Here is a 16574-nt window from a genome sequence, read left to right on the forward strand (position 1 = left end):
GGCGGCGTACCAGTTACTTGGTCAGAGCGTTGGTCAGGAGGGCTGCCAGGGCTTCTAGTTGGAAGTCGGCCGATGACGCCACCTCTTCGTCCGAGCCGTCGAGGGCTCGGGCGGCCAGGCCGGCCTTGGCGTCGATGAGGTCGGCGATGCGGGTGTCGATGGTTTGGGCGGCGATGATGCGCCAGGCGGTGACCGGTTCTTCCTGGCCGATGCGGTGGACGCGGTCGATCGCCTGGGTCTGCTCGGCGTTGGTCCAGGAGAGCTCGGCCAGTACGACGTTGGACGCGACCTGCAGGTTGAGGCCGACGCCGGCTGTCAGCAACGAGCAGACGACGATCGAGACGTCGGGGTCGTTGACGAAGGCGTCGATGTTCTGCTGGCGTTTGCGGGACGTCTGGTCGCCGCGGATCGAGGCGTAGCGGATGCCGCGTTCGGTGAAGATGCGTTCGGCGACGTCCATCACCTCGATGTGGCGGGCGAAGAAGACGACCTTGCCGACGTTGTGCGCGAGCTGGGCGGCGTAGTCGGCGGCCAGGCCGGCCTTCGCGTTGCCGATCCGGTTCAGCAGGCTGAACACGTTCTCGCCGGTCTTCGCCGCGTCCTTGTCGGCCCGTTCCCAGCCCGCGACCTGGCGGACGAGATCGTGGTCGATGCCGTCGACCACGGCGCCGGAGTTGCGGGTGGCCAGCGCCGTCTCGTACCGAGCGACGAGGCGGTCGGCCAGTTCGCGCTCGGCCTGCCTGATGGAGTGGCCGACCGCGCCGTCCAGTTCGACGGGCAGATCGGCGATGCGGCGGGCCGGGATGTCGGCGGCCACGTCGACCTTGCGTCGCCGGACGATCCCCTGGTTGATCACGCAGGCCCGGGCGGCCGCGTAGAAGCCGGGATCGGCCGGCGTCAGGCCGGTCTCTTCGAGCTCCTCCATCAGGATGCCGCCGGGGCCCTTCTCGTCGATCCAGCCGAGGAACTGCCAGATCGCGGTGAAGTCCTCGATGTCGTTGATCAGCGGCGTTCCGGTGAGCGCCATCAGCAGCGGCCGCGCGGTCCGGCTGCGGATCCGCTCGGACAGCTGGAGCACGTTCCGCGAGCGCTGCGACTTCTTGTTCTTGATGAAGTGCGCTTCGTCGACGACCATGCCGCGGAAGCCGAGGTCGCCGAGCCAGCCGACGTGCCGGTCGAGCACCTCGTAGTTGACGACGACGATGTCGGCGAAACCGTCGATGGTGTCGCCGTCGCCGTGGATCACGGTGGCCTTCTTCTGCGGCGTCCAGATGGCCGCTTCGCGGGCCCAGTTGGTCTTGACGACGTTCGGTACGACGACCAGCAGCGGATACGCGTCAGCGGCATGGGCAGCCAGCAGCGCCTGGGCCGTCTTGCCCAGACCCGGCTCGTCGGCCAGCAGGAAGGTCCGATGACCAGCGGCGGCCGCGGCGACCAGTTGCCCCTGGTGCCGCATCAGTTCGAGACCGGGACTGAGTCGCACGAAGCCGGGCTCGGGCAGCGCCTTGCTCGCCGAGGCGGCGGCGTACTCGAAGGACTTGAGCAGCGGGGTGATCAGCTCCCACCCGGCCAGCCGGCGCGCCTTCGGCTTCGGCGGCGGGGGAGCCGAGAAGTCGGGAGCGAGGAAGGGGTTGGCGAGCTGCCGCTGGACGACCGACTGCGGGACGACCCGGCGTACGGGTGCGGCGGTCTCCGTCGGCTCGGCGGGAGCGGGCTCCTCGGCGGGCGGCTCTTCGCCGGCGGCGATCTGCATCTCGCGCTTGAGTGCCACGGCCGCGGGGGACATCACCGCGTCCTCGGCGAGCAGCACGAGCAGCGAGGTGTCGCGGGCGGCCGATTTCGCGAGGATCGTCGCGACGCCGTCCAGGCGCCGGAGCTGCTCGTCGCGGTAGGCGTCGCCGGACGTCGTGTCGGCGTTCACCCGGGCGCGCTCCTCGCGCACCAGCAGAGCGACCACCTGGAACTTCGTGCGGATCGAGGGGCGCACGTTTCCACGCTCGACCGCGGCCTCGACCTCCCGGACGGCTTTGGCCAGGACCGGGATGAGGCCGTCGGAGTCGGTACTACGGCCGCGACGCCGACGTCGGGATGCAGTACCGGTAGCGCCGGACTGGCGCTGGCCTTGACGGGCCAAAGAATCTCCTCTGCAGGGCCATGACACGTTCGCCATGGCGGAACGGCAGCACCGCGCGCCACACGCGAGAACCCGCCGCTGGAAGGGCCGCAGTACTGGCCTCTCGGCAACGCAGCTGAGCCCCACCGCTTCTGCGAGCAATCAACGAGCCGGAAACCGAGGCGGTCAGCGTCTCGAACCGACGGCCACAGGCTGTTGGCCGTCAGCGCCGGCCAACCACGAACAAGCCACCGCTGGACGGCCGACGTCGCCAGGGGGATGTTGCCAACGCTTGGTGCTGCGCCAATACTAGCGCGTCACCAGCCCACGCAGTACTCGTGATCGGGCGTGCCTTCGACCCCGGTACGGCGTGTCGCCGGTCACCGGGTGCGCAGAGCCTGCAGGTCGGTCTGGCAGCGGTGTTCGACCTCGGCGAGTTCGCGCAGGGTTTCGTCGATGTCGCGCCGGCGTTGCTCGAGTTCGGCGCGCCGGGTGCCGATCTGGTTGAGCAGGTAGACGAGCTGGCCTTCCTCGCCCGGCTCGGCGTCGTACATGTCGACGATGGTGGCGATCTCGTCGAGGCTGAAGCCGAGTCGCTTGCCGCGCAGGATCAGGCCGAGCCGGACCCGGTCGCGGGGGTGGTACACGCGGACCGTGCCGCGGCGCTCGGGGTTGAGCAGGCCGCGGTCCTCGTAGAAGCGGATCGTGCGCAGGGTGACGTCGTACTCGGCGGCGAGCTCAGCGATCGACCACGTCTGGGTTTCAAGAGCCACCTGGTCATTGTGCACACCGTCGATCATGCTTTACGTTTACGTAAGCGTCAATCACCGCAGTCACCGGGAGAAGGTCAATGTCGTACGAGCTGTCCGAAGAGCACCGCGAGTTCCGCCACAGCGTGCGCGACTTCGCCCAGGCCGAGATCGCCCCGCACGCCGCGGAGTGGGATCGCAAGCACTACTTCCCGACCGAGGTGGTCCAGAAGATGGGTGCGCTCGGCCTGTTCGGGCTGACGGCCCCGGAGCAGTACGGCGGCTCGGGCGGCGACTTCACCAGCCTCTGCGTGGCGATCGAGGAGATCTCCAAGGTCGACCAGTCGATGGGCATCACGCTCGAGGCGGCGGTCGGGCTCGGCATCAACCCGATCCTCACCTTCGGTACCGACGCGCAGAAGGACGAGTGGCTGCCGGATCTCGTTGCCGGTCAGCGGCTGGCCGGGTTCGGGCTGACCGAGCCGGAGTCAGGTTCCGACGCGGGGGCGACCAAGACCCGCGCAGTACTGGACGGTGACGAGTGGGTCATCGACGGGTCGAAGCAGTTCATCACCAACTCTGGCTCCTCGATCACGTCGCTCGTCACGGTGACCGCGCGGACGGGAGAGAAGGCCGACGGCCGGCCCGAGATCTCCACGATCATCGTCCCGACCGGTACGCCGGGGTTCGTGGCGGAAGCGGCGTACGACAAGCTCGGCTGGCACGCGTCCGACACCCACCCGCTGTCGTTCAGCGGCTGCCGGGTGCCGGCCGCGAACCTGCTCGGTGAGCGCGGCAAGGGATTCGGGCAGTTCCTCGCGACGCTCGACGACGGCCGGGTCGCGATCGGCGCCGTGGCGCTCGGCTGCATCAAGGCCTGCCTGGAGATGTCGGTCCAGTACGCCGGGGAGCGCAAGACGTTCGGCGTACCGATCGGGCAGAAGCAGGGCGTTGCCTTCCAGATCTCCGATCTCAAGGTGATGGCCGACGCGGCCGAACTGCTCGTCTACCGGGCGGCGGCGCTGAAGGACGCGGGCGCGCCGATGAAGGAGTTCAAGCAGGCGGCGGCCGTCGCGAAGCTGTACGCGACCGAGTCCGCGGTGACCGCGACCCGGATCGCGACCCAGGTGTTCGGGGGCTACGGCTTCATGGAGGAGTACCCGGTGACCCGGTTCTACCGGGACGCGAAGATCCTGGAGATCGGCGAAGGTACTTCCGAAGTACAGCGGATGCTGATCGCCCGCGGCCTCGGCCTCCCCGTTGAGTGACAGGATGGCGGCATGACTCGGGATCACTGGACTGAGGTCAAGGTCGCCCGTGAGGCGACCCTGTCCCCGCCGGAGAAGGCCGCTGCCAAGCTGGCCTCGCAGAACAAGCTGTACGTCCGGGACCGGATCGCCACTCTCGTCGACGAGGGCAGCTTCGTCGAGGACGCCCAGTTGGCGAACGCGCTGAACCCGGGTCTGCCCGCGGACGGCGTGGTCACCGGCCGGGCGCTGGTCGACGGCCGGCCGGCGTTGCTGGTGGCCAACGACCCGACCGTCAAAGCCGGTTCCTGGGGCGCGCGGACGGTCGAGAAGATCGTCCGGATCACCGAGGTCGCGCTGCGCGACGAGCTGCCGATCTTCTGGCTGATCGACTCCGCCGGCGCCCGGATCACCGACCAGGTCGACCTCTTCCCTGGTCGACGTGGTGCGGGCCGGATCTTCCACAACCAGGTCGCGTTGTCGGGCAAGGTGCCGCAGATCTGCTGCCTGTTCGGCCCGTCGGCGGCCGGCGGCGCGTACATCCCGGCCTTCTGCGATCTGGTGATCATGGTCGACGGCAATGCGTCCATGTACCTCGGTTCGCCGCGGATGGCCGAGATGGTGGTCGGCGAGAAGGTGACGCTGGAGGAGATGGGCGGCGCCCGGATGCACACCACGGTGTCCGGCTGCGGCGACCTGCTCGCGGCCGACGACACCGAGGCGATCGAGCTGGCCAAGCAGTACTTCTCCTACCTGCCCGGATCGTGGCAGCACCGGCCGCCGTCGTACGACTCGTCGGAGGCGGGCCGTCCCTTCACCCGGGACCTGGTGCCGGTCGAGGAGAGCGTCGGCTTCGACATCCACGACGTGATCGACGCGTTGCTGGACTCGGACACGTTCTTCGAGCTCAAGCCGGCGTACGCGCCGGAGCTCGTCACTGGGTTCGGTCTGCTGGCGGGGCAGGTCGTCGGGATCGTGGCGAATCAGCCGGCGGTCAAGGGCGGCGTGCTGTTCGTGGACTCGGCGGACAAGGCGGCGCGGTTCATCTGGTTGTGCGACGCGTTCAACGTGCCGCTGGTCTATTTGTGCGACGTTCCTGGGTTCATGATCGGGTCCGAGGTGGAGCGGGCCGGGATCATCCGGCACGGCGCGAAGATGATCACCGCGGTGTCGGAGGCGACCGTGCCGACGGTGTCGGTGATCGTCCGGAAGGCTTATGGTGCGGGGCTTTACGCGATGTGCGGGCCGGGTTTCTCGCCGGACGCGTGTATTGCGTTGCCGACGGCAAAGATCGCGGTGATGGGTCCGGAGGCGGCGATCAATGCCGTTTACTACAACAAGATCCAGGAGATCGCGGACGAGGGTGAGCGGGTCGAGTACGTCTCCAAGCTGCGCGAGGAGTACGAGACCGACATCGACATCCTGCGGCTCGCGGCCGACCTGGTGATCGACGCCATCGTCGAACCGGAGAACCTCCGCAACGACCTGATCGCCCGGCTGGCCGCCGCCCAGACCAAGGACCGCCACTTCTCCACCCGCCGCCACGGCGTACCCCCTGTCTAGGGAAGGAAGGCGAGGGGTTGGCCCCACGGCGTACCGCCGGCCTAGGGAAGGAAGGCGAGGGTGGGCCACGGCGTGCCGCCGGTCTAGGGAAGGAAGGCGGGGGGCCCGGTGTGAAGTGGGGAGCTGGCTTTGGGGTGGTGGGGGGTTTAGGTTCGTCGTATGAGGGCGCCGGAGCGAGGGGCACTGCCGTTGCGGCTGGCTGCGACTTTGGGCCGGACGTACGGGCGACTGACGGAAACCGTGCAGGGCTTGGCGGATGAGGACTTCGCCCGGCCCACGCGCTGCCAGGAGCTGACGGTCGGTCCGTTGCTCGTCCATCTCCTGTACGACGCGCAGCGGGCACTGACGGCGTTCGCGTCCCCCTCGACGAGCGAGCCCGATCGCGATTTCGTCAGCTACTGGCAGGACTTCCCGGCCGGCTCCGGGTCGGATCCGACCTTCGTCCAGGTGGTCGCATCGGCGTACAACAATCCCTCCCGCAGTCTCGTGGGCCATTGGCGCGAGCTGTCCGAAGCCGCCGTACGAGCTGCCGCGGTCGCCTCGACCGACAAGCATCACCTGGTCGAGACGCAGGGCCACGTACTACGGGTCGGCGACTTCGTGGCGACCCTGGTGACGGAGGCGACCATCCACCATCTCGACCTGACCCTCGAGCTGCCGGACGCACCCGAGCCGGACCCCGAGGCTTTGCAGGTGACCGCGCGAACCCTCGACGGCTTGTTCGGACCTGAGGCGTGGGACGTGATCGCCTGGGACACCACAACCTATGTGCTCAAGGCAACGGGACGCCTGCCCCTCGACGACCACGACCTGGAGATGCTCGGCGGCCACGCTTCCCGGCTACCACTGATCGGGTAGCACGCCGGCGAAAGGGTCGTCGAGGGTTTGCCAGTCGAGGGAGGCGAGCTCCGACTCGGTGAGCAGGCACGCGTCGAGGACGGCCTGCAGGCGGGCCGGGTCGAGGCCGACCCCAGTCGCGACGACGGTGCACTCGGCGAGGTGCTCGGTGTCGGCCCATTCACCCAAGGTGCCAAGGGAAGCGCTGTGGCCGGCCGACTCCCACCGGACCCGTTGCGTCGGCCTGTTCGCCAGCCACATCACGCCGCGACTGCGGACCACGCCGTCGACGATGTTCTCCAGCGCGTCGTTCAAGCGAGCCGGGTGCAGCGGCCGGGTCGAGCGCCACAGCACGGTCGTGACCCCGTCGCCGCTGGGCTGCAGCCGATCCTCGCCCGCGAGGTCACCCGCCCACGCTTCGGCCGCAGCGAAGTCGAACAGTCCTCTCCGAGCGACCAGCTGCGTCGGCACCCCGGCCGGATCCGCGTCGACGACAGTCGTGCGTGGATTGAGGTGCAGCAGGAGGTTGTGCAGGCGTTCAGGAGTCGCCGCGCGGTGAGCGTTCGCGAGCACGCACACATCGGCGTACTCGATCTGTCGCGCCGTCACCTCGGCCACGTTCCGCCGGTCGGGCAGGCCGAGGGCGAGGTCGCGTTCGGCCAGCAACTCGTCGCCGGACAACTGCGCCACGAGCAGCACCGCGTCGACCACGCAGGTAACGGTGTCGACCACGACCTCAGGCAGCGTCGCCACCAGCGCATTCGCCAACGACCGCGCTTCCATCGCAGGCGGAGCAGCCAGTACTACGTGTTGCCAGTGCTCGCGTGCGATCAGCGTCTCCAGCAGTGGGAGCAGCGACTCGATCAACTGGCAGGAACCGCAGTCGTCGTCCACCGAGAACTCGCCGGCGTCAATCGACCCCGACGCGTCACTCACCTGCCACGAAAGCACGCCCCGCGTGGGCAGCTCGTCCTGACCCACCACGACGGCGACCGTTCCGGCGTCGATCATCGAAGCCAGAACAGGTTCGCGGAGGGTCGTCGAAAGCCCGACGAGCAGGGTCAACGGGGTCTTGCGCTGGGCGGCCATGCACTGAGTATATGAAAATCATTTTCATCAGTCCAGCCGGCGGTCGCAGCGGATCAGTTAACAGTTAAGGCGCCGATGCCTTCCCCGGGCCGCAGGGTGCTCACTACTGTGCGGACTATGCCGGAGCCCTTGGAGCAGGCCGACAGCGAGTTCGCGGCAGTTCTGCGTGCGGCGATCCGCGCCCGCGGCCTGGGGCTGGAACGGATCCGCGACCGGCTCCGCGCGCAGGGGGTCTCGGTCAGCCTCGCGACGCTCAGCTATTGGCAGTCGGGGCGCTCGCGGCCGGAGCGGCGGGAGTCGATGGCGGCGGTCGAACTCCTGGAAGGCGTGCTGGAGTTGCCGGCGGGAAGTTTGCTCGCTTCGCTGGGACCGCCCCGGCGTCGCGGTCGATGGTTGAGCACCGTTCCGGTTTCGCCTGACCTAGCTGCCTTCTGGCCGCAGCCCGATGCGGTGGAGGCGGCGGTCAGCGAGGTCGACATCAAGTGGGACGAGCGGCTGACCAGGATCAGCCAGCACGACCGGGTTTCCGTGGACGCCGATGGTGGCGAGCAGTCGTACCACTCGCGCCAGGTCCTCCGGGCCGAGGCGGACGGTCCCGATCGCTGGGTCGTGATCATGCATCTCGACGAGCACGATCGCCCACTGCCGACCATCAACCCGCTGCGGCACTGTCATCTGGGCCGGACCGTACTGCGGCCCGCCGACGGGCTCCTGGTCGCCGAGCTGCTGTTCGACCGGCCGCTGCGTAAGGGCGAAACAGTGATCACCGAGCACGAACTGGTGAATGCGAAGCCCTGTCCGCCGGCCGGCAACTACGAGCGGAAGTTCCGCCTGCCGGTGCGTGAGTTCGTGCTCGAGATCTGCTTCGACCCGGCCCGGCTGCCGGCGAGTTGTGAGCGGTATTCCCAGGTGGACGAGGCCGGCGAGATCGCCGTGGCGGTGGAGCCGGCCGAGTCGGTGCACGGGGTCGCGCTGAATTTCGGCCCCGGCCGGTACGGCTTCCGCTGGGACTGGCAGAAGTGAACTGTTGACCGCGGCACCTTAACTGTGAAAGGCCTGCGACCGATTTCGGTCTCCTGTATTCGTTCCTAGGGTCGGCTCACCCCCTGCTTTCTCTAGGAATACAAGGAGAACCATGATGTTCTGGCGCAGAAAGCCCGTCGGCGCAGCCGTGATCGTGGCAACCATTGCGTGCCTGACTCCACTCGATGGTGCCGCGCTCGCAGCGCAGCCGTCGCCTCCAGCCCTTTCCCAGCAGGACGCGCTGCATCGGATCTCGGCAAACCTGGCGCCGGATTCGGCCCAGGCCGGTCGCTGGATCGAGAACGGCAAGCTGATGGTTGCAGTGATCAACGAAGCCGAGGCCGCCCGGGTACGGAAGTCCGGCGCGACTCCCAAGCTGGTCACGCGAAATCTGACCGACCTGCAACTCCTGCTCGCCAAGGTCGACAAGCTGGCCCGGGCAGAACGCGGTACGGGTCTGCAGAGCTGGGGGATCGACCCGGTCACCAACAAGGTCGTGGTGCGAGCCCGGGCGTCGTTCCAGCAGCGCGGCGCCTACGGAGCCATCCGCCGACTCGGCGACGGCGTACAGGTGGTCACGGTGACTACGCATTTCCAGCAACAGTCCGGCGAAGTGAACCCTGGCGATCCGTGGTGGCCGGGGAGTGAGAGCAACTGTTCGGTCGGCTTTCCGGCGACGGATGCTCAGGGTGGCAAGCACTTCGTCACCGCGGGGCATTGCACGAACGACGCGAACCAGGCGGCGTACGGGGCGAGTGGGCAGACCAACAAGCTCGGTACGTCGAATGTCGGCGGCACGCACAGCATCAACGCCCGCGAAGGTGACATGGGCGTCGTCGACGTGACGGAAGCCGGCTGGACGATCTCGCCCGCGGTGAACACCTGGGGCCAGCCGGCCGTGACGGTGACCGGTTCGGCCGACGCGATCGTCGGCGACGCGGTGTGCCACTCGGGCAACACCGCGCCCAACTGGGAATGCGGCACGGTCACGGCGGTGAACCAGACGATCGACTACGGCAGTGTGGTGATCGACGGGCTGTCGACGACCAACGCCTGCTCGGAGGGCGGCGATTCGGGCGGTGCCTGGCTCCGTGGCGACAAGGCTGTCGGCGTGCACTCGGGTGGCAACAGCAGTTGTGTCGCCAACGATCCCGGCAACTCGGTCTTCCAGCCGGTCAACGAGGCGCTGGCCAGGTGGAACCTGACGCTGCTGACCGGCGGCGGCACTCCTGGCGACACCGAGGCGCCCACTGCTCCGGCGAACCCGCGCTCCACCGGTACTACGGCCAGCAGTGTCTCGCTGGCCTGGGACGCGTCGACCGACAACGTCGGGGTCACGGGGTACGACGTCTACAACGGAGGCACACTTGCCACCTCGGTCGCCGGTACGACTGCCACGATCAGTGGGCTTGCCGCTGACACGAGCTATTCCTTCACGATCCAGGCGAAAGATGCTGCAGGCAACAAATCCGCGGCGAGCGCGGCGGTGACAGCGCGGACCCAGCCGGGCGGTGGTGATCCCGGTGGCCGGACGTTCAGCAATGGCACGGACTATCCGATCCGTGACTTCCAGACGACGGTCAGCACCGTGAGTTCCACCGCCAGTGGTCGCGCGGCCAGCCCGATGAAGGTGACGGTCCAGGGCAACCACAGCTGCCTGGAAGACCTCAACATCAGCCTGGTTTCACCCAGCGGCCGCTGGTACTACCTGCAGCGGTACGGCGGGACGACCTGCCACCCGCTGCCGGCTAGCAAGACCTACGACGTCACCCCGGCCGGCACCGAGAACGCAACCGGAACCTGGTCGCTTCGCATCGGCGACAACGGCCCGGGCGACACCGGCACTCTGACCAACTGGTCCATCACCGTCTGAACGAGCTCTGAGGCGCCTATCGCGGGTAGGCGAAGGCAGGTACCGGGCGGCGCGGGCGCCGTCGCCCGGTGCCTGCCGCATCGTCGAAGTCCCGGTGAAACTCCCGGGCGGCCGAGCTGTGGGTCTGATAGGCAAGAGGTATGGGTATCGAGATCGGGCGGTTCGAGGGTGGCTGGGCGGAGCTTCTGCCGCTGGTGAATCTGGCGTTCGCGGCGCCGTGGAACGAGGCGCAACTGGAGGCGGAGCGGAAGATCTGGGAGCCGGCGCGGAGCATCGTCGCGACGGAGGAGAAGGAGGTCGTCGGGCACACCTGCGCGTTCTCGTTCGACCTGACCGTGCCGGGCGCGCGGCTACCGGTCGCGGGGGTGAGCATGGTCGGGGTGCTGCCGACCCATCGCCGCCGGGGCGTCCTGCGCGACCTGATGCGCCGGCAGTTGACCGAGCTGTACGAGACGGGCGCCGAGCCGGTCGCGGCGTTGACCGCGAGCGAGCCGGTCATCTACGGGCGGTTCGGGTACGGGCTCGGCTCCGACCACCAAGAGGTGACCGTGCCGAAGGTGGCTCGCGCCCTGCGCCCTGTCGACGACGCGGACGACATACGCATCTCGTACGCCGATCCGGTGGAGTCCCTCGACGTCTGCACCGAGATCCACAACACCGAGGCGCTGGAGCGGCCTGGGATGTTCCAGTTCGACGATCGGTGGAAGACGCACGTGATCGGCGAGACCGTGGTCACCGACAGCCGCAACGGGTCGCCGCTGCGGTGTGTGCTCGCCTCGCGCGACGGTGAGACCACCGGGTACGCGCACTACCGGACCAAGCGGGCCGACAAGCGCTTCGTCGACGTGATCCGGGTGCACGCCAAGGACCTGGCCTCGCACGTCGCGCTCTGGCAGTTCCTGCTCGACCAGGACCTGCTCAGCCAGACGTACTGCGAACAACTGCCGAGCGACGATCCGCTGTTGTCGCTGCTGGTGGACCCGCGCGCTCCCAACGCGACCACGAGAGACGGGCACTGGGTCCGGCTGGCTGATGTCGGCCGTGCGCTCGCAGGACGGACCTACGCGAGCGACCTCGACGTAGTACTCGAGGTAGAGGACGACTTCCTGCCGTGGAACGCCGGAGCCTGGCACCTCACGGGTGGGCCGTCCGGCGCGACTTGCGTGAAGACGGATCGCCCAGGCGACCTGCGCCTCGGCGTACGGGAGCTGGGCTCGGTGTACCTCGGTCGCCCGTCGCTCGCGCTGCTGGGAGCTGCCGGGCTGGTCGAGGAGCGTACGCCGGGAGCGCTTCGGGCCAGCTCGGCCGCGTTCCTGGGCAACCGCCTTCCCTGGCTCGACACGGGCTTCTGAGAGCGCACCCGAGCAGCGGCTACTCTTCCCGGATGCAGCCGAGACGTCGTGGCACCGCGGCAGTAGTGGCCGTGGTGCTGCTCGGCGTGGCGGCGGTTGTGCTCGTAGTACTGGCTTCTGCCGGCGGCAGTGTGCGGCCGGTGAGTGAGAGCACGCTCAGCTCATCGCCGCGGCCGCTGCCGACGATCAGGTCGACGCCGCAGGCAACGCTGCCGACTCCCGCTGTTCCGCCGCCGTCGCAGAAGCCGGTGAAGCCGGTGAAGATCCCGGATTGGGTGAAGGCGCTCTGGCAGGCGCTGTTCTACACCTTCGTCACCTTGGTCGTGCTGTTCCTCGCAAGGCTCGTCTACCGCATCCTGCGCAAGGTCGAGCTCCCCGAGGCGGAGACGGAAGACGGCGAATGGGAGCGGATGAAGGTCGACCGCTTGGCCGAGGCAGTCGACTCGGGACTCGCCGCGGTCGACTCCGGTACTGCGACCGACGCGGTGATCGCGTGCTGGGTAGCGCTGGAGGATGCGGCGGCCTCGGCCGGAGTCGGGCGGGCCGCCTCGGAGACGCCGGCGGAGTTCACCGTCCGGGTGCTCGGTGTCGGTGGGATCTCGGAGCCCGAGTTGCTGCGGCTCGCTCAGCTGTACCGCGAGGCCAGGTACTCCACACACGGCTCGAGCGAGGAGGCCAGGAGTCAGGCGCGTGCTGCTCTGATCCGCCTCCGCGACGAGCTGTCGGCAGCAAGGGCGGCCCGCGCTGACCGTGTCAAAGCTCTTCAGGAAGCCGAAGAGGCGGCCCGATGAGGAAGCTGCTGATGCAGTACGTCGGCATCGCGGTGCTCGCCAGTCTGCTGGCGATCGCCGGCTTCGGCCTGGCCGGGACACAGCCGAAGGCGCTGTGGTTCGTCGGCGCCGGGCTGTCGGTCGGGTTCTTGTCGCTGGCGCTGCGACTTGTCGCCCCGCAGGTGCTGGAGACCTCGTGGCCGTCGCGGCAGGACGAGAAGTTCGCCGAGTCGAGGGCATCGCGCAACAGCGACAACCGGACCCAGTTCCTGGCCACCTGGGTGCAGGAGTCCGACCGGGAACGCCGCGCAGGAGAGGGATCGCAGACGTTCGTCCGCAAGATCAGGCCGATGCTGCTGGAGCTGACGACGAGCCGGCTCGTGCACCGGCACGGGATCGATCCGGAGCTGGAGCCGGAGCGGGCCCGGGCGCTCCTGGGCGACCAAGTGTGGTTGCTGATCACCGGCACCGAGGCGCGGACCGCGTCGTTCGCGGAGATCGAACAGGCCGTACAGACCATCGAGAAGCTGTGAGGAACCGTGACTGATCACGAACTGGGGCTCGGGCTGGCAGAGGTCTCGGCACTGAGCCGGAAGGTGCTGGACCGCGTCGGCGAGGCAGTGGTCGGCAAGGGCGACGCGCTTGAGTTGGTGCTTGCGGGCATCCTGGCCGGCGGCCATGTGCTGCTGGAGGACTATCCGGGGCTGGCCAAGACGCTGGCGGCCCGGTCGTTCGCTCAGGCGCTCGGGCTGGAGTTCCGCCGAGTGCAGTTCACTCCCGACCTGTTGCCGTCCGACGTCACCGGAGCGTTCGTCTACGACCAGCGCGACTCGGAGTTCGTGTTCCGGCCGGGTCCGATCTTCACCGGACTCCTGCTGGCCGACGAGATCAACCGAACGCCACCGAAGACGCAGGCAGCGCTGCTGGAGTCCATGCAGGAGCACCAGGTCACAGTGGAAGGCCAGACCTTCCCGCTGCCGGTGCCGTTCCACGTGCTCGCCACAGCGAACCCGGTCGAGTACGAAGGCACCTACCCGCTACCGGAAGCGCAGCTCGACCGCTTCATGCTCCGGATCGGTTTCGGCTACCCCAGCGCAGCCGAGGAGTGGGAAGTACTGCAGCGCCGGATGAGCCGCCGATCCGAGGACCAGACGGTCGAGGCAGTCACCGACGCAGCCGGACTGCTCGCCGCCCAGCAGGCCATCGAGACCGTGACCGTCGACGACACAGTAGGCCGGTACTGCGTGGAGCTGGCTGCCGCGACTCGTCGTGACTCCCAGGTGCTGGTCGGTGCTTCACCGCGTGGATCCCTGGCGCTCCTTCTCACCGCCCGCGCGTACGCGGTCATCCAGGGCCGGGACTACGTAGTACCCGAGGACGTCAAGGCAGTCGCCATTCCTGCACTGGCACACCGGATCACGGTCCGGCCGGAGCTGTGGCTGCATGAGGTGACCGGGGCGACTGTGGTCCGCACAGTGCTCGGCTCCGTCGCTGCGCCGCCGACTGTCGCCAGCGCACGGCAGTGACCGGTGTGAGTGAGGCGGCGCGATGAACTGGCGGCCGACGCATGCACAGGTCCGGGCGGTCGGGGTATCGGCAGCCCTGCTCGTGCTGGCCGTGCTTGCTCGCCGTCCGGATGCGGCCGTGCTCGGCCTCCCCTTGGCCTTCGTGGCTGTCTGGGGACGTTTCTTCCGGCCCAGTGCCAAGCCGGATCTCCACACCGAGGTCGACGCGGACGTGTTGTTCGAAGGCCAGGCCACGACCTACCGGCTGCGGGTGGACAGCCCGCTGGACCCTGACATCGACTTGATCGTCGCGGCGCTGCCCCGGAGCCGCTGGTTCCGCTACGACCCCGTCTATGCGGCTGTCGCGGAGCCGGTCGCGGACGGGGCGGTGACCCTGGAGGTCGGCGTACGGTCCGAGCGCTGGGGACTCCGGTCGCTCGAACGCCCACAGGTGATCGCCACCTCGGTGCTCGGCGGCTACCGGTTCCGGGTGCCTTCGGCCGAGCCCTTGAACATCAGTACCTTGCCGCTGCGCGAAGGGTTCGAAGCAGTCGATTCCGTACCACGCCCTGCCGGGCTCGTCGGCCTCCATCGCTCACGCCGCCCAGGTGAGGGGACCGAGCTCGCCGGAGTGCGCCCGTTCCGCACCGGCGACCGGCTGCGGCGCATCAACTGGTCGGTCTCCGCCCGTACCCGCGAGCTGCACGTCACCTCGACCTGGTCCGACCGGGACACCGAAGTGGTCATCCTGCTGGACACCGGTGGTGAGGTCGGCGTCAGCGAGGGGATCGACGGCCGGTCGAGCAGCCTGGACACCGGCGTACGGGCGGCGGCTTCGATCGCCGAGCACTACCTGCGCCATGGCGACCGGGTCCGGCTGGTCGACACCGGTACTGCGGTGCGCGGCGTCCGGGCCGGTAGTGGGCGTGCTCACTTGCGCCGGATCCTCGACGTGCTGGTGCACGCCGATCGCAAGGGCAGGCAGCAGGACGAGGAGCAACTCGCCCGCAGGCACCGCGTGCGGTCGGACAGCCTGGTGCTGGTGCTGAGTCCGCTGCTCCGGAAGTCGATGCTCGGCTACATCGTCACGCTGGTCCACTCGGGCTGCACAGTGATCGCGGTCGACACGCTGCCGTCCGATGTCGCCGACGTACTCGACCCCGCGCGCCACGACACGAAGAACTGGCCGCTGGCCTGGCGGCTGCGCCTGCTGGAGCGCCGGTCCGAACTCGACCGGCTCAGCGACCTCGGCGTACCGACTGTCGCCTGGCGCGGCGCCGGAACTCTGGACGAAGTACTGCGGGATGCCAGCCGGCTGGCCTCGGCGCCGAGGATGCGGTCATGACTCTTGCGGACAGGATCACCAACTGGCTGGCGCAGCTTCGGGCATCCGGTCTGGCGTCCGTGCTGTCCCGGTTGGTGATCGCGATTGCCGGCACAGTGGCGCTCGTCGTACCGACCGTGCAGTCGTGGGATCAGCTGGATCTGGTTCCGCTGCTCGGGGTGCCGTTGTTGCTGGTCTGCATATGGTTGCCGGACTCGACGGCAGCGGCCCTGTTCCTGGTCGTCGTGGCCGGTGGCTGGATGATGCGTGCTCCCAGCGAAGTGGGATTCGGTCTGGTGGTCACCGGGATCGCCTTACTGGCGGTGCATCTGGCGTCGGCGTTTGCCGCGCAGATTCCGTCGTACGGGAAGGTGAGCCGTCGCGCGCTCCGGCGATGGTTGCTGCCGGCAATGATCGCGGGGCTGCTGGGTCCCGTGGTCGCGATCGCGGCGGCCGTGGTGCGTGGCGCCGAGGTGCCGGGGTCGCTGCTGGTGACGGTTGCGGCGCTGGCGGCCGCGACCGTGGCGGTCTGGTTCGCCGCGGGTCAATCGGTCTCCGGCGGTTGATGGATCTTCATCGTCATCAGTAGCTCCTCGGCCCAGGGGAGCGGGATGCGGTCCGGCCCGGCGACCTGCATCGCGGTCAGCACGGTGAGCAACATGCCGGTGGCGAGGAACTGCCGGGTCTCCTCGGCCGAGGCGCCGGTCAGGTCGCGGACCAGCTGGTGGATGCCGCCGAAACGCTCCCGCACGACCGCCCCGATCTGCGGCTCGACGCTGGCTGCGAACCCGTGCAGCAGCAGCACGAGCAGTTCGCGCTCTGCCATCAGCTTCTCGTAGGCGCTGCCGAGGCTCTCCAGGTCAGGCCGCTCCGCCGCCGCCTCCCGGAAGGTCTGCTCGATCCGGTCGCAGACCCGGTTGCACGAATCCAGGAACAGCTGCTGCTTGGTCCCGAACAGGCGGATCACGTACGGCTGGGAGACACCGGCCAGCCGGGCGATCTCGTCGGTCTTGGTGCCCTGGTAGCCGGCCGCGCCGAACGCGGTCACGGCCGCCTGCAGGACCTCCTCGCCACGCTCGGCGGCGGTCAGGCGGTGCTTCGTCATGGATCCTCCTCCGGATTCTCCTTG

General features: G+C 68.6%; 15 protein-coding genes. 11 read left to right on the forward strand and 4 right to left on the reverse strand.

Features of this window, described 5'->3' with window-relative positions:
* Window positions 1-13: 13 nt before the first annotated feature.
* Both DIZ26_RS27240 and DIZ26_RS27245 read right to left on the reverse strand, forming a co-directional pair.
* Window positions 14-2134: a DEAD/DEAH box helicase gene (locus DIZ26_RS27240; protein ID WP_112246545.1), complete on the reverse strand. Its 2121-nt coding sequence runs from the start codon at window positions 2132-2134 to the stop codon at window positions 14-16.
* 359 nt (window positions 2135-2493) lie between these two features.
* Window positions 2494-2886 carry a MerR family transcriptional regulator gene (locus DIZ26_RS27245; protein WP_232828624.1) on the reverse strand — a complete coding sequence of 131 codons (393 nt, stop codon included), beginning with the start codon at window positions 2884-2886 and terminating at the stop codon, window positions 2494-2496.
* A gap of 77 nt (window positions 2887-2963) precedes the next feature.
* Between DIZ26_RS27245 and DIZ26_RS27250 the strand changes: the two genes are divergently transcribed.
* From DIZ26_RS27250 to DIZ26_RS27260, 3 genes are all read left to right on the forward strand, one after another.
* Entirely contained in the window at window positions 2964-4130 is a 1167-nt protein-coding gene (locus tag DIZ26_RS27250) for an acyl-CoA dehydrogenase family protein (RefSeq protein ID WP_112246549.1), read from the forward strand.
* A gap of 12 nt (window positions 4131-4142) precedes the next feature.
* Window positions 4143-5672 (forward strand): acyl-CoA carboxylase subunit beta, encoded by a 1530-nt coding sequence (locus DIZ26_RS27255; RefSeq protein WP_112246551.1) that lies wholly within the window; start codon window positions 4143-4145, stop codon window positions 5670-5672.
* A 159-nt stretch (window positions 5673-5831) separates the two neighbouring features.
* Window positions 5832-6530, forward strand: coding sequence for a maleylpyruvate isomerase N-terminal domain-containing protein (locus DIZ26_RS27260; protein ID WP_112246553.1), 699 nt, complete (start codon window positions 5832-5834; stop codon window positions 6528-6530).
* Here DIZ26_RS27260 and DIZ26_RS27265 read toward each other — a convergent pair.
* Window positions 6513-7598 carry a GTP-binding protein gene (locus DIZ26_RS27265; RefSeq protein ID WP_112246555.1) on the reverse strand — a complete coding sequence of 362 codons (1086 nt, stop codon included), beginning with the start codon at window positions 7596-7598 and terminating at the stop codon, window positions 6513-6515. The genes DIZ26_RS27260 and DIZ26_RS27265 overlap by 18 nt on opposite strands.
* 117 nt (window positions 7599-7715) lie before the next feature.
* Here DIZ26_RS27265 and DIZ26_RS27270 point away from each other — a divergent pair, with 117 nt between their 5' ends.
* The 8 genes from DIZ26_RS27270 (at window position 7716) to DIZ26_RS27305 (ending at window position 16011) form a co-directional block, all read left to right on the forward strand.
* Window positions 7716-8621, forward strand: coding sequence for an XRE family transcriptional regulator (locus tag DIZ26_RS27270; RefSeq protein ID WP_232828625.1), 906 nt, complete (start codon window positions 7716-7718; stop codon window positions 8619-8621).
* A gap of 115 nt (window positions 8622-8736) precedes the next feature.
* Window positions 8737-10494, forward strand: coding sequence for a proprotein convertase P-domain-containing protein (locus DIZ26_RS27275; protein ID WP_112247146.1), 1758 nt, complete (start codon window positions 8737-8739; stop codon window positions 10492-10494).
* Window positions 10495-10634: 140 nt separating this feature from the next.
* On the forward strand, window positions 10635-11846 hold the full coding sequence (locus DIZ26_RS27280) for a GNAT family N-acetyltransferase (protein ID WP_112246556.1): 1212 nt from the start codon (window positions 10635-10637) through the stop codon (window positions 11844-11846).
* A gap of 32 nt (window positions 11847-11878) precedes the next feature.
* A complete protein-coding gene (locus tag DIZ26_RS27285) occupies window positions 11879-12637 on the forward strand; it encodes a DUF4129 domain-containing protein (RefSeq protein WP_112246557.1) in 759 nt (252 codons plus the stop codon).
* The gene (locus tag DIZ26_RS27290) at window positions 12634-13149 is read left to right on the forward strand and encodes a hypothetical protein (protein WP_112246558.1); all 516 of its coding nucleotides are present in this window, start codon (window positions 12634-12636) and stop codon (window positions 13147-13149) included. Before DIZ26_RS27285 ends, DIZ26_RS27290 begins: the two co-directional genes overlap by 4 nt.
* A 6-nt stretch (window positions 13150-13155) precedes the next feature.
* Window positions 13156-14142, forward strand: a complete 987-nt coding sequence (locus DIZ26_RS27295) for an AAA family ATPase (RefSeq protein WP_112246559.1) — start codon at window positions 13156-13158, stop codon at window positions 14140-14142.
* 22 nt (window positions 14143-14164) lie between these two features.
* A complete protein-coding gene (locus DIZ26_RS27300) occupies window positions 14165-15466 on the forward strand; it encodes a DUF58 domain-containing protein (protein WP_112246561.1) in 1302 nt (433 codons plus the stop codon).
* Window positions 15463-16011: a hypothetical protein gene (locus tag DIZ26_RS27305; protein ID WP_112246563.1), complete on the forward strand. Its 549-nt coding sequence runs from the start codon at window positions 15463-15465 to the stop codon at window positions 16009-16011. The genes DIZ26_RS27300 and DIZ26_RS27305 overlap by 4 nt, the downstream gene beginning before the upstream one ends.
* Here the strand turns inward: DIZ26_RS27305 and DIZ26_RS27310 are convergent.
* Window positions 15990-16550 carry a TetR/AcrR family transcriptional regulator gene (locus tag DIZ26_RS27310; RefSeq protein WP_112246565.1) on the reverse strand — a complete coding sequence of 187 codons (561 nt, stop codon included), beginning with the start codon at window positions 16548-16550 and terminating at the stop codon, window positions 15990-15992. The genes DIZ26_RS27305 and DIZ26_RS27310 overlap by 22 nt on opposite strands.
* Window positions 16551-16574 lie beyond the last annotated feature (24 nt).

Origin of the sequence: Kribbella monticola (assembly GCF_003261635.1) — a bacterium.
Taxonomy (GTDB): Bacteria; Actinomycetota; Actinomycetes; order Propionibacteriales; family Kribbellaceae; genus Kribbella; species Kribbella monticola.